Raw genomic sequence first — 13,724 nt, 5'->3', positions numbered from 1 at the left:
GTGCTCCTCATTCGGTTTTTATTGTTTGCCGGTGCTGCCGAATCCTCCGGCGCCCCGGTCGCTCGATGCAAACTCCTCCACGACATTGAAACCGACCTGAACGACGGGCACCACGACCAGCTGCGCAAGCCTGTCCATCGGCTGCAGCGTGAACGCGGACTGGCCCCGGTTCCAGGTCGAGACCATCAGCTGGCCCTGGTAATCGGAGTCGATCAAGCCTACCAGATTGCCGAGAACGATGCCGTTCTTATGGCCGAGTCCACTGCGCGGCAGGATCATCGCCGCGTAGCCGGGGTCGCCGAGGTGGATGGCCAGGCCGGTCGGCACCAGGACCGTCTGGCCCGGTTCGATGGTGAGCGGCGCGTCGATGCAGGCGCGCAGGTCGAGTCCCGCGCTGCCGCCGGTGGCGTAGGCGGGCAGGAAGTCCTTCATGCGCGGGTCGAGAATCTTGAGGTCGATCTGTTTCATGGAGAGTGATGCGTTGAGGCGTTGGTGGGTATTCAGGTCAGCAGCGACCGCTGCTCGAGGCGCTTGGCGATTTCGGAGACCAGCTGGCGCGCCAGTTGCAGCTTGCCCGCCTGCGGCAGCACGGTGTGGCCGCTGTCGTCGAACAGCACGATCGAATTCTCATCCTGCCCGAAGGTATGGTGGCCGATATTGCCGACCAACAAAGGGATGCCTTTCTTTTCGCGCTTGGCGGCGCCGTATTCGATCAGGTTTTCCGACTCGGCGGCAAAGCCCACGCAGTACGGCCAGCCGCTGAGGGACGTGGTGGCGGCCACGGTGGCAAGGATGTCCGGGTTCTGCGCGAACTCGAGCTTTGGCGTACCGCTGCCGTCCTTCTTGATCTTCTGCGCGCTGGCATTCTCGACGCGCCAGTCGGCCACCGCGGCCACGCCGATGAAGATGTGCTGGTGCTCGACGCCGGCCATCACGGCATCCAGCATCTGCCGGGCGCTCTTGACGTCGATGCGGCGCACGCCGTGCGGCGTCTCCAGCGCGGTCGGGCCGGAGACCAGCGTGACCTCGGCGCCGGCCTCGCGCGCGGCGCGCGCGACCGCATAGCCCATCTTGCCGGACGAGAGATTGGTGATGCCGCGCACCGGGTCGATCGCCTCGTAGGTCGGACCGGCCGTGATCAGCACGCGCTTGCCCGCCAGGACCTTGGGCTGGAACGATGCCACCAGTTCTTCGAGCAGCTCGTTCGGCTCCAGCATACGGCCCATGCCGGTCTCGCCGCAGGCCTGGGAGCCGGCGGCCGGGCCGAAGATCCTGACGCCGTCCGCGCGCAGCTGCGCGACGTTGCGCTGGGTGGCCGGCTTTTCCCACATCTCGACGTTCATGGCCGGCGCCACCAGCAGCGGCACCTGGTGCGGGCGCGCCAGGCACAGGGTCGACAGCAGGTCGTCGGTGGCGCCGTGGGCCAGCTTGAACAGGAAGTCGGCCGAGCAGGGCGCCACCAGGATCGCATCGGCATCGCGCGTCAGGTCGATGTGGGCCATGTTGTTGGGGATGCGGCCATCCCACTGGTCGGTGTAGACGGTGCGGCCGGACAGCGCCTGCATCGTCACCGGCCCGATGAAATGGGTGGCGGCTTCGGTCATCACGACCTGCACGCTCGCCCCCTCCCTGGCGAGGGCGCGGCACAGCTCCGCGGCCTTGTAGCAGGCCACGCCGCCGGACAGGCCGAGGACGATCTTCTTTCCCTTCAGGTCCATGCTCATGGAATGCCTCCGATGCTCAGTGCTCAGTGCTTGTTCACCCGGCGCAGTTCGTCGAAGATGAACAGGATCGCGCCGATGGTGATCGCGGTGTCGGCGATGTTAAAGGCCGGGAAGTGGCCGACGCCGGACAGGTAGAAATCGAGGAAGTCGATCACGTGGCCGTAGGCCAGGCGGTCGATCAGGTTGCCCAGCGCGCCGCCCATGATCAGGGCCAGGGCCCAGCAGAACATGCGCTGGCCGGCGTGCTTGCGCAGCAGGTAAATGATGAAGGCGACCGCGCCGATCGCGATGGCGGCGAAGAAGTAGCGCTGCCAGCCGCCCTGGTTGGACAGGAAGCTGAACGCGGCGCCCGGGTTATACGCCAGCACCAGGTTGAAGAAGCTGGTGATCGGCTTCTCTTCGCCGTGCATGAAGGTGCGGGTGATGGTGATCTTGCTGATCTGGTCGAGCAGGATCACGATGAAGGCGATGCCGAGCCAGGGCGTCAGGCTGGAGCTGGCGCGGGACGGAACGGCAGTGAACGATTTCTTTTTAGTGGCCATGGCTTGGACGATGAGGAGGGGGAAGCCGCCCATCCCCGCTTGACGGGACGGGCGGCCGGCACGTTTTACGAATTACGCGAAACGGCGCTGCTCGCCGCTGCCGAACAGGTTGCTCGTGCAGCGTGCGCACAGGCCCGGGTGGGCCGGATCATGGCCGACGTCGCGGCGGTAGTGCCAGCAGCGCTCGCACTTTTCCGCCGTCGACGGGGTCACGGCCACCGCTTCCTGGGCCGCGTCCTCGACCTTCTCGACCGCCGCCTGGGAGGTGATGAAGACGAACTTCAGGTCGTCGTCCAGGCTGGCCAGCGCGTCGAACTTCCCGCCCGCGGCCTTCAAGGCCAGTTCCGCCTGCAGCGAGGAGCCGATCGCGCCCGATGCGCGGACTTCTTCGAGCTGCTTGGTGACGTCGGCACGCACGGCGCGCAGCAGGGCGTACTTGTCCAGCAGCGCGGCGCTGTCCGCGACCTCCGGGAAGGTCCACAGGGTCTGGGTGAAGATCGTGTCGTCGGAATCGCGGTAAGCCTTCTCGCCCGCGAACACGGCCCAGGCTTCCTCGGCGGTGAAGGACAGGATCGGCGCCATGATGCGCAGCAGGCTGTGCGCGATGTGCCACAGCGCGGTCTGCGCCGAACGGCGGGCGATCGAGTCGACGCCGGTGGTGTACAGGCGGTCCTTCAGGATGTCGAGGTAGAAGCCGCCCAGGTCTTCCGAACAGAAGTTCTGCAGGCGCGCGACCACCGGGTGGAACTCGTAGCGCTCGAAGTGGGCGGCAATGTCAGCCTGCAGGCGCGCGGTTTCGGCCAGTGCGTAGCGGTCGATCTCGAACATCTCGGCGACCGGCACGGCGTTCTTGCCCGGGTCGAAGTCCGAGGTGTTCGCCAGCAGGAAGCGCAGGGTGTTGCGGATGCGGCGGTAGGATTCCGTCACGCGCTTCAGGATCTCTTCGCCGATCGACAGCTCGCCGGTGTAGTCGGTCGAGGCCACCCACAGGCGCAGGATGTCGGCGCCGAGCGTGTCCGAGATCTTCTGCGGCGCCAGCGTGTTACCAAGCGACTTCGACATCTTCTTGCCGTTCTCGTCGACCGTGAAGCCGTGGGTCAGCAGCGCCTTGTACGGCGGACGGCCGTTCAGCATCGAGGAAGTCAGCAGCGACGAGTGGAACCAGCCGCGGTGCTGGTCCGAGCCTTCCAGGTAGAGGTCGGCCGGGAATGCCGACTGCTCCTTGTGCGAGCCGCGCAGCACGGTCTGGTGGGTGGTGCCGGAGTCGAACCAGACGTCCAGCGTGTCGCGGTTCTTTTCGTAGATCTCGGCTTCATCGCCCAGCAGTTCGCGCGGGTCGAGCCGGTGCCAGGCGTCGATGCCGTTCGCTTCGATCAGCTTGGCCACCTGCTCCAGCAGTTCCGGGGTGCGCGGGTGCAGCTCGCCGGTCTCCTTGTGGATGAAGAAGGCCATCGGCACGCCCCACTGGCGTTGGCGCGACAGGGTCCAGTCTGGACGGTTGGCGATCATGCCGTGCAGGCGCGCCTGGCCCCAGTCCGGGAAGAATTTGGTGTCGTCGATGCCGGCCAGCGCGGTCTCGCGCAGGGTCGGGCCGCCATCCTTCGGGGTGACGTCCATGCCGGCGAACCACTGGCTGGTGGCGCGATAGACGATCGGGGTCTTGTGGCGCCAGCAGTGCATGTAGCTGTGGTCGAACATCTTCAGTTCGAACAGGGCGCCGGCTTCGGTCAGGGCGTTGCAGATCGGCTTCGAAGCTTCCCAGATCGTCATGCCGCCGAACAGCGGCAGGGTCGAGGCGAAGCGGCCGTCGCCCATCACCGGCTTCAGGATCTCGTCGTCCTTCATGCCGTGTGCCTTGCAGGACTGGAAGTCTTCCAGGCCGTAGGCCGGCGCCGAGTGGACCACGCCGGTGCCGCTGTCGGTGGTGACGTAATCGGCCAGGTAGACCGGGGAGGTGCGGTCGTAGAACGGGTCAAGCGCGTGCAGCGGGTGCTTGAAGCGGATGCCGCCCAGCTTTTCACCGAGGGTGGTGGCGACGACTTCGCCTTCCAGCTTGTAGCGCTGCAGGACGGATTCGGCCAGGTCTTTCGCCACGACCAGCAGGACCGGCTTGCCGTTCTTTTCGGTCCGGACCAGCGCGTAGGTGACTTCCGGGTGCACGTTCAGGGCCTGGTTCGACGGGATGGTCCACGGGGTGGTGGTCCAGATCACGATGAAGCCATCGCCGGCCGGCAGCTCGGCCAGGCCGAAGGCATCGGCCAGTTTCGCCGGTTCGGCAAACGGGAAGCCGACGTCGATCGCCGGGTCGCGCTTGTCCTGGTATTCCACTTCCGCTTCGGCCAGGGCCGAGCCGCAGTCGAAGCACCAGTTCACCGGCTTCAGGCCGCGGTACACATAACCCTTCTCGAGCAGGGTGCCGAGGGCGCGCAGCTCGTCGGCCTCGTTACCGTAGGCCATGGTCATGTAGGGGTTGTCCCATTCGCCCAGCACGCCCAGGCGGATGAAGCCGGCGCGCTGGCGGTCGATCTGCTCGAGGGCGTAGGCGCGGGCTTTCTGCAGGACCTCGGCGGTCGGCAGGTTCTTGCCGAACTGTTTTTCGATCTGGATCTCGATCGGCATGCCGTGGCAATCCCAGCCCGGCACATAGGGCGCGTCGAAGCCGGCCATGGTGCGCGACTTGACGACCATGTCCTTCAGGATCTTGTTGACGGCGTGGCCCAGGTGGATGTCGCCGTTGGCGTAGGGCGGACCGTCGTGCAGGATGAACTTCGGACGGCCGGCGGCGGCCTTGCGGACGCGCTCATAAATCTTCTTGTCCTGCCATTGCTTGACCCAGCCCGGCTCGCGCTTGGCGAGGTCGCCGCGCATCGGGAAGCTGGTGTCGGTCATGTTGACCGGGTATTTGCTGTCGGGCTTGTTGCCCCCTTGTTTGGCCCCTTTCGGACCGTTCTTCGTATCGGACATAGGATTTTTCTAAAGTGGACTGCTGTTGTGCGTGAAGTGTGACCAGCCGCATCGGGCGGCGTGGCCGGGCGGTTCACGTTCAAATTCGGTCGGTGGCGGTAAGGGCGGACCTGCGCTGGGCGAACCAGGCCCGCGCCTGCTGGGCATCGCGCTCGATGGCCGCCGTGAGGGTGGGCAGGTCGATGTATTTTTCTTCGTCGCGCAGCTTGGTCAGGAATTCGACGCGCACCAGCTTGCCGTAGCAGGGCTGGTTCCAGTCGAACACGTGCACTTCGAGCAGCATGCGGCCCGCGTCCTCGACGGTCGGGCGCACGCCCAGGCTGGCGACGGCCGGCAGCGGCTGCTCCGCCAGGCCATGCACCTGCACCACGAAGACGCCGGCCAGGGCCGGGCGGTGGGCGACGCGCAGGTTCAGGGTCGGGAAACCCAGCGTGCGGCCGAGCTTGGCGCCATGGATCACGTGGCCGGACATCGAATAGGGATGGCCGAGCAGGGCGCGGGTGGCGTCGAAATCGCCGGCCGCCAGCGCCGCGCGCACGGCCGAGGACGAGATCCGGGTCGAATCGTGCAGCACGGCCGGCAGGCTGTGGACTTCGAAGCCGTATTCCTTGCCCGCTTCGGCCAGCAGGGCGACATTGCCGGCGCGCCTGGCGCCATAGCAGAAATCGTCGCCGACCATCAGCCATTTCACGTGCAGGCCGTCGACCAGCACTTTCTTCGTGAACTCCTGCGGCGACATCGAGGCGAAATGCTCGTTGAAGTGCTCGACGATGACGCGGTCGACGCCGGCGTCGGACAGCGACTCCAGCTTGTCGCGCAGGTTGGCGATGCGGGCCGGCGCCTTCGACATATCGCTTGCCCGGCGGGCGAAGTATTCGCGCGGATGCGGTTCGAAGGTCATCACGGCGGACTCGAGCCCGAGACGCTGCGCGGCCGCGGTCACGTGCGCCAACAACGCCTGGTGTCCGCGGTGGACACCGTCGAAGTTGCCGATCGTGAGTGCGCAAGGAGCGCGCGCCCTGTCGTTGGGAAGTCCGCGAAATACCTTCATTGGATGATTCGTGCTCCAAGGCGAAATACCAGATTATACGGCAACTCGCATGTTGCACAGCGCAATGGTCGGAATGACCAGGGGAAAGAAAAAAGCGCCGCCTGCAGGGCAGGGCGGCGCTTTTCAGCGATGTCAGCGCGAAGTCGGGGCTCAGGCCGCCGGCTTGTTGATCGCCATGATGAAGTAACGGGCCAGTTCGGCGGTGCCTTCCTTGCCGCCCACCGACTTCAGCGTGTTGATGGCCTGCTGCTTCTTGCCGGCCACGGCATACGCTTCACCCAGGTGCAGCTTGGCGTCTTCCGGATACTTCAGGCCGCCGGCCTTGATGGCCGCTTCCATCATCTTCAGGCCCTTGTCAGTCTGACCCGACTGGACCAGCGCGTAGCCGAGGGCGGCCAGGCCATCCTGGTCGTTTGCCTTGACCATTTCGGCTTCGTCGGCGGCGAAGGTCTTGTTCTGCTCGGCGAGGTTCTTCGCCGCCAGGTCCTTCAGGCGCTGGTGACGGGCGGCATCCGGACCGGTGCCCAGGGCGCCGGCCTTGTAGCCCTTGTCGATGACCTTGATCGCTTCAGCCGGGGCCTTCGCCTGCAGCACGAGCTGGCCCATTTCCATGAACTCGCTCGGCTTCTTCATCAGGTTGTTGGCCAGCTTCAGGCGCCAGACGTCGACCGACAGGCGGCTTGAGAAGCCCGGCTTGCCTTGCACGCGGTTCAGCAGGTCGGTCCAGTACTGGGCCTTCGGATAGCTGGCGGCCAGCTTCTCGATGGTGTTGACGTAGCCGGCCTTGTCGTTCTTCTTCAGCTGGACGTTGGCCAGCATGCCGAGCTGGTCTTCGGTGAGCTGGCCGCGCTTGTCGGCGGCGCGCAGTTCGTTCTCAAGCGCGGCAACATTGCCCTGCTTGTAATAGTTCTGCATCAGGTAGGCGCGCAGTTTCGGATCGTCGCGCTCTTTCAGCTGACGCTCGATGGCGGCGTTCGCCTTGCCCAGGTCGCCTGCACGCATGTAGATACCGATCAGGCCTTCCGAGAACTGGGATTTTTCCTGGGCCGACAGCTTGCCGGAACCGATCAGGTATTCGAAGGCCTTGGCGGCGGTGTCGTAGTCGCCTGCGGCCGACGCGGCGCCGGCACGGGTGCGCTCGATCAGGTAGGTCTCGTTCGCGGATTTGCCGCTGACGCTGTCGAGCTGGCGCAGTTTGGCCAGGGCTTCCTTGTTCTTGCCCGATTTCATCAGTTGCTGCGCTTCCTGCAGCGGCTTGCCGATCTCGGGGCGGAGGGTCTCAGCGGCGTAGGCAGGGGCCAGGCCAACCACCGGAGCGGCGGCGGTGAAACCGAGTGCGGCCAGTGCGAGGCCGAGGTGTGCGAGGCGGAACTTGATCATTATCGGAATTCTTTCATTCAAAATAGACACGGCAGGGAATCCCTGCCGTGTTCATTATAGCCAAAGCTAATTACTGGAACTGTTCGTTACCGACCATACCGATCTTGGTCACGCCCAGACGCTGGGCCGAAGCCATCACGCCAGCCACGACCTTGTATTCGACCAGCTTGTTCGGACGCAGGTGCACTTCCGGCTGATCAGCCTGGGCGGCCACGTCGGCCAGCTTCGCTTCCAGAGTGGCGCGATCGGGGATCGGGACGTTATCCCACAGGATAGTGCCGTCGAAGTCCACGTCGATCGTGATCACTACGGGTTCCTTGGTCGGCGGCGGTGGGTTGCCAACCGGCATGTTCAAGTTAACCGAGTGATTTTGCTTCGGAATGGTGATGATCATCATGATGATCAGCACCAGCATGACGTCGATCAGCGGCGTCATGTTCATTTCCATCATCGGTTCCGGATCTGCTCCTTTAGCTCCGGATGAACCAACGTTCATAGACATGGTGTTTCCTTTCAAATCTTGGGACGCCCGATACAGGACGAACCGGTATCGGGCGGAAGGGTTGGGCCTTTGTCAGGTTTAACCCTTGTCAGGCGGTTCGGTGATGAAGCCGACCTTCTGAACCCCGGCACGCTGGGCCGTGTAGAGAACCTTGCCGATGAACTCGTAGCGGGTAGCTTGGTCGCCACGGATCTTCACTTCCGGTTGCGGCACTTTCACCGATTCCTTGCTCAGGAAATCGAACAGTTCGTCGGTGTTAGCCAGGCGCTTCTGGTTCCAGTACATGTCGCCGTCTTTGTTGACAACGATGTTCACGTCTTCCGGCGTGGTCTTGGCAACCTGGTTGATCTCGAGCGGCAGGTTGATCTTCTGCAGCTTGAGAACCACCGGGCTGGTGATCAGGAAGATGATCAGGAGAACCAACATGATGTCCACGAGGGGCGTCGTGTTGATCTCCGACATCACGGTATCTTCATCTCCGCTATCGGAGCCGACACTCATCGACATGGTTTAGCCAACCTTTTTAGCACCAGCGGCGGCACGCGCAGCTTCCGAGGTGTGCATGGCGCCCGAGATCAGGACCGAGTGCACGTCGGCGCTGAAGGAACGGACGTCTTCCATCGCGGTTTTGTTGCGGCGAACCAGCCAGTTGTAACCCAGAACGGCCGGGACTGCGACGAACAGACCGAAGGCGGTCATGATCAGTGCTTCACCCACCGGACCTGCGACCTTGTCGATCGACGCGTTACCGGACATACCGATACCGATCAGTGCGTTGTAGATACCCCAGACGGTACCGAACAGACCGATGAACGGTGCGGTCGAGCCGACGGTTGCCAGGAACGACAGGCCATCCTGCAGACGCGACTGGACTTTGTCCACGGCGCGCTGGATCTGCATGGTGGTCCAGGTCGACAGGTCGATCTGCTCGAGCAGGGCGCCGTCGTGGTGCTGGGTTGCCTTGGTGCCGGTTTCAGCGATGAAGCGGAACGGCGAGCCATTGCTCAGTTGTGCCGAACCGGCAGCGATCGACGGAGCTTTCCAGAACTTCTGGTTGGTTTCCTTCGACTGCTTGAAGATCTTCATCTGGTCCAGCAGCTTGGTGATGATGATGTACCACGAACCCATCGACATCAGGGCCAGGATGATCAGGGTGCCGCGCGACACGACGCCGCCAGCCCACACGGCTTCGAAGCCGTACGGGTTCTCGACTTCTTCCTGTTTCGCGCCGGATGCGGCCGGAGCTGCTGCGGCCGGAGCTGCAGCGTCGGCTGCCGGAGCTGCTGCAGGTGCAGCTGCGTCAGCCGCCGGGGCGCTTGCCGCTGCCGATGCCGGAGCGTCGGCGAAAGCCGGTGCGGACACCAGCGCCGAAGCTGCCGTAACCGAGAACAGGACAGCCGCCAGCAGAGCGGACAAACGGGTATTCTTAAACATGCTTCCTCCAAAAATTTAAAATGAACAGTTCGCTGAACTAGTACAACGAAACTCAATTTGAGGCGACGTAGCCGCCCCTATTATTCAAGCGTCCAGACGTACTGCACCGGCTGCCACGATTGCACGGGCGCGCCATTTTCCGTTGCCGGCTTGAAGCGGCATTTACCCAGAGCTGCCTGAGCTGCCTTGTCCAGGTCACGGAAGCCGCTCGACTTCGTGATCTTGGAATCATTCACCCGACCGTCAGTGCCGATCAGGAACGAAATCGTCGAAATACCAGTTTCTTCGTTACGCAGCGACGATTTCGGATACTCCGGCTTCGCACAGCTGTTCAGATCGACGACCGCAGCAGTCTTGGCCGGACCTGCCGGAGCTGCCGGTGCCGGGGGAGCTGCCGGCGCCGGAGGCTGACGGTTGATTTCCGTCGTTGCCGGCTTGGTCTGGGTCGCGTTGGCGATCACATTCTGTTGCGGCGGCGGCTGCTGCACCTGCACTTCGACCGGCGGGATGAACGGAGGCGGCGGGGCCTTCATTTCCGGCGGCGGAGGCGGGGGCGGCGTTTCCGGCGGTGGCGGCGGTTTCACGTCTTCGACAATCTTGGTTTCCACTGCCTCGGCCATCTTGGTGACCATCCGCTTGCCGAGACCAGTAACGATCCCGTAAGCAACGATCAAGTGCAAGACGATGACAATGGCGATACCAGTGACGTTTTTCCCGGGGTTCTTCTCATGCGAAAAATTCATCCTGCTTTCTCCAATACCAACCTTTTTTGTTGCTACCAAACCCACTAAACACGACAAAAGCTACGGGCCGCATCCGGGACATCGGCGAATTATACCTACGAATTCTTTTTTGCACATACATTTTTATACCTCCAAAGAGGGGCTAACTGCCTGTAAAAACAAGCAAACAAGCTCATCAGTAATGAGGACGCGTAGGGTGCATGATGGGGAATATAGTTAGTTAATTTGCAATATTGACGCTTGGCCTTTCATGATGTGTAGAAGATGAGGCAACTGGACTGTTTTCGCCAAATTTTCCATGCCGATTTTGCCGGTTGGCAAATATCATATGATCCATTCATGGCGTTTCTGCAAACTATAGCCAGATTCATTAACAGGGGGCGTACTGTTGAAACGGCCTCGCCCTTGTGGTAAGGGCAAAAGCCATAAGACGCACTTATGTGCACACGTCTCTTTGATATGGCTCAGCTGCCACGCGGGCAGGAATTTGCGTTGACACAGAAAAAAGGCCTACCCCAAACGGGTAGGCCTGACGGCGCCGGGCGGCGCGGTGTCATTAATAACGTGCGCGCTTTTCGCGGCGGCACTCCAGGCTGCTGATCACGCGGCCGGACGGGTCCACGGTTTCCAGCCGGACGTCGAAGCCCCACAGCCGCGCCACATGCTTGAGCACTTCGTGCGCCTGCTGGTTCAGCGGACGGCGCTGGAACTGGGTATGGCGCAGGGTAAGGGCGCGGTCGTCCCGTGTATTGACTTGCCAGACCTGGATGTTCGGCTCGCGATTGCCCAGGTTGTACTGCTCGGCCAGCTGCTGGCGCACATAGCGGTAGCCGGCTTCGTCGTGGATGGCCGAAATCGTGAGCTTGTCGCTGCGGTCGTCGTCCAGCACCGCGAAGAAGTGGAAGTCGCGGATCAGCTTGGGCGACAGGTATTGGGCGATGAAGCTCTCGTCCTTGAAATTGCGCATCGCGAAATCGAGCGTCTTGATCCAGTCGCTGCCGGCGATGTCCGGGAACCAGGCGCGGTCCTCGTCGGTCGGGTCCTCGCAGATGCGCTTGATGTCCGTCATCATCGCGAAGCCGAGCGCATAGGGATTGATCCCATTGTAATAAGGACTGGTCGCGGGCGGCTGGTAGACCACGTTGGTATGGCTCTGCAGGAACTCGAGCATGAAGCCGTCGCCGACGATCCCCTCTTTATATAGTTCATGCAGGATCGTGTAGTGCCAGAAGGTGGCCCAGCCCTCGTTCATCACCTGGGTCTGGCGCTGCGGGTAGAAGTATTGCGAGATCTTGCGCGTGATGCGCACCAGTTCGCGCTGCCAGGGTTCGAGCAGCGGGGCGTACTTCTCTATGAAGTAGAGCAGGTTTTCCTCGGGCTCGGCCGGGAAGCGCGGCGGGGGCGCATCGCGGTGCGCTTCTTCGCGCCGCGGCAGGGTGCGCCAGATTTCGTTGATCTGCGACTGCGCGTATTCCTCGCGCTCCTTCTGGCGGTTCTGTTCCTGGGCCACCGACAGCTTGGCCGGACGCTTGTAGCGGTCGACGCCGTAATTCTGGATCGCATGGCAGGAATCGAGCAGTTCCTCGACCGCGTCGATGCCGTGCCGCTGTTCGCACTCGGCGATATAGTTCTTGGCGAAGACCATGTAGTCGACGATGGCGTCGGCGTCGGTCCAGGTGCGGAACAGGTAATTCCCCTTGAAGAAGGAATTGTGGCCATAGGCCGCGTGGGCGATCACCAGGGCCTGCATCGTCAGGCTGTTTTCCTCCATCAGGTAGGCGATGCAGGGATTCGAGTTGATGACGATCTCGTAGGCCAGTCCCATCTGGCCGCGGCGGTAGCTCTTTTCCGTGGTCAGGAAGTGCTTGCCGAACGACCAGTGGTTGTACGAAACAGGCATGCCCACCGAGGTGTAGGCATCCATCATCTGCTCGGCGGTGATGATTTCGAGCTGGTTGGGGTAGGTGTCCAGCCCGAACTTCCTGGCCACCCGGCGGATTTCCTCGTGGGCCTGCTCGATCAGGTCGAAGGTCCACTCCGACTGGTCGGGCAGGGCGCGCGGGTTTTTCGGATCTCTTGGCATGAGCGGGCCTCGTCTACTTGGGCTGCTTCTTGAACAATTCGCGGAACACCGGATAGATGTCGGCCGGGGTCACGATCTTCTGCATCGCGAAGTTCGCATGCGTCGTCGCGACCTCGGAATACTGCTCCCACAGGTTCTGCGGTGGGCCATCCGTGATCTCGACATAGGTGTAGTACTGGACCCGGGGCATGATGGCATTGGTCAGGATCTGCTTGCACAGGACCGAGTCGTTGTCCCAGTTGTCGCCGTCCGAGGCCTGGGCCACGTAGCTGTTCCAGTCGCCGCTGCTGTAGCGCTCGCTGATGATCTTGTGCAGCAGGTGCAGGGCCGACGACACCACGGTGCCGCCCGATTCGCGCGAGTGGAAGAAGTCGTTCTCGTCGACTTCGGCCGCTGCCGTGTGGTGGCGGATGAAGACCACGTCGATCTTCTCGTACACGCGCTTGAGGAACAGGTAGAGCAGGATGAAGAAGCGCTTGGCGGTGTCCTTGCGGCTCTCGTCCATCGAGCCGGACACGTCCATGATGCAGAACATCACGGCCGAGGTGGACGGCTTCGGCACCTTGATCCGGTTGCTGTAGCGAAGGTCGATCGGATCGATGAAGGGAATCGCCAGCAGCCGCGTGTGCAGCGCATGGATCTTGTGCTTCAGTTCGATGACGCGCGGATCGTCATCCCCGGCGCCAAGGGCCTGGATCTCTTCGAGTTCCTGCTCGAGCCTGGCCAGGGTCTTGCGGCTCGGGCCGCCGACGGCGATGCGCCGGCCGAGCGCGCCGCGCAGCGAGCGCAGCACGTGGATGTTGGACGGGGTGCCGGAGATGTTGTAGCCGGCGCGCTGGTTCTTGAATTCGACGACCTGGGTCAACTGCGTCTTGATCATGTTCGGCAGCTCGAGATCCTCGAAGAAGTAATTCATGAATTCTTCGCGGCTCAGCTCGAAGATGAAGTCATCCTCGGTGGTCTGTTCGCTGTTGCCGGCACGGCCGCGGCCGCTGCCGCTGCCGCCGCTGCGCGGGCGGTTGATCTGGTCGCCTTTCTGGTATTCGGTGTTGCCGGGGTTGACGACTTCCCAGACACCCCCATGGGCGTGTCCGAAATGAGGCTCGCTCACGTCCTTGACGGGAATCGAGACCTTTTCGCCGTTTTCGATGTCGGTGATCGAGCGACCCTTGATCGCCCGGCCGACCGCATCCTTGATCTGCGCCTTATAGCGGCGCAAGAAGCGTTCGCGGTTGACCGCAGACTTGTTCTTGCCCTGCAAGCGTCGGTCGATGAGGTAAGTCAAAACAGGCCTCCTGCTC

General features: G+C 62.8%; 12 protein-coding genes. All 12 read right to left on the bottom strand.

Annotated elements, in window-relative coordinates; genetic code table 11:
• Positions 1-18: 18 nt before the first annotated feature.
• The 12 genes from dut to AC3A6M_RS00645 all read right to left on the bottom strand — a co-directional run bounded on the left by dut (position 19) and on the right by AC3A6M_RS00645 (position 13,708).
• Positions 19-468, bottom strand: coding sequence for a dUTP diphosphatase (dut, locus tag AC3A6M_RS00700; RefSeq protein ID WP_487850839.1), 450 nt, complete (start codon positions 466-468; stop codon positions 19-21).
• Positions 469-500: 32 nt separating this feature from the next.
• Complete coding sequence (gene coaBC / locus AC3A6M_RS00695; RefSeq protein ID WP_487851213.1) at positions 501-1,718, bottom strand: bifunctional phosphopantothenoylcysteine decarboxylase/phosphopantothenate--cysteine ligase CoaBC; 1,218 nt, start codon at positions 1,716-1,718, stop codon at positions 501-503.
• A 29-nt stretch (positions 1,719-1,747) separates the two neighbouring features.
• On the bottom strand, positions 1,748-2,266 hold the full coding sequence (gene lspA, locus AC3A6M_RS00690; RefSeq protein ID WP_487850838.1) for a signal peptidase II: 519 nt from the start codon (positions 2,264-2,266) through the stop codon (positions 1,748-1,750).
• A 72-nt stretch (positions 2,267-2,338) separates the two neighbouring features.
• The gene (gene ileS, locus AC3A6M_RS00685) at positions 2,339-5,230 is read right to left on the bottom strand and encodes an isoleucine--tRNA ligase (protein WP_487850837.1); all 2,892 of its coding nucleotides are present in this window, start codon (positions 5,228-5,230) and stop codon (positions 2,339-2,341) included.
• 79 nt (positions 5,231-5,309) lie between these two features.
• Positions 5,310-6,281, bottom strand: a complete 972-nt coding sequence (locus AC3A6M_RS00680) for a bifunctional riboflavin kinase/FAD synthetase (RefSeq protein ID WP_487850836.1) — start codon at positions 6,279-6,281, stop codon at positions 5,310-5,312.
• Between the two features lie 150 nt (positions 6,282-6,431).
• Complete coding sequence (locus AC3A6M_RS00675; RefSeq protein ID WP_487850835.1) at positions 6,432-7,661, bottom strand: tetratricopeptide repeat protein; 1,230 nt, start codon at positions 7,659-7,661, stop codon at positions 6,432-6,434.
• A gap of 70 nt (positions 7,662-7,731) precedes the next feature.
• Positions 7,732-8,163 (bottom strand): ExbD/TolR family protein, encoded by a 432-nt coding sequence (locus AC3A6M_RS00670; RefSeq protein ID WP_487850834.1) that lies wholly within the window; start codon positions 8,161-8,163, stop codon positions 7,732-7,734.
• Positions 8,164-8,241: 78 nt separating this feature from the next.
• Complete coding sequence (locus tag AC3A6M_RS00665) at positions 8,242-8,670, bottom strand: ExbD/TolR family protein (protein WP_487850833.1); 429 nt, start codon at positions 8,668-8,670, stop codon at positions 8,242-8,244.
• A 3-nt stretch (positions 8,671-8,673) separates the two neighbouring features.
• The gene (locus AC3A6M_RS00660; RefSeq protein WP_487850832.1) at positions 8,674-9,597 is read right to left on the bottom strand and encodes a MotA/TolQ/ExbB proton channel family protein; all 924 of its coding nucleotides are present in this window, start codon (positions 9,595-9,597) and stop codon (positions 8,674-8,676) included.
• 80 nt (positions 9,598-9,677) lie between these two features.
• A complete protein-coding gene (locus AC3A6M_RS00655) occupies positions 9,678-10,340 on the bottom strand; it encodes an energy transducer TonB (protein ID WP_487850831.1) in 663 nt (220 codons plus the stop codon).
• 556 nt (positions 10,341-10,896) lie between these two features.
• Complete coding sequence (locus AC3A6M_RS00650) at positions 10,897-12,423, bottom strand: SpoVR family protein (protein WP_487850830.1); 1,527 nt, start codon at positions 12,421-12,423, stop codon at positions 10,897-10,899.
• A 13-nt stretch (positions 12,424-12,436) separates the two neighbouring features.
• Complete coding sequence (locus AC3A6M_RS00645; protein WP_487850829.1) at positions 12,437-13,708, bottom strand: YeaH/YhbH family protein; 1,272 nt, start codon at positions 13,706-13,708, stop codon at positions 12,437-12,439.
• Positions 13,709-13,724: the final 16 nt, after the last annotated feature.

It is taken from the genome of Telluria sp. Soil_C_11 (assembly GCF_057657395.1).
Note: the sequence above shows the minus strand (reverse complement) of the source record. Positions and strands in the feature narration are given on the sequence as shown.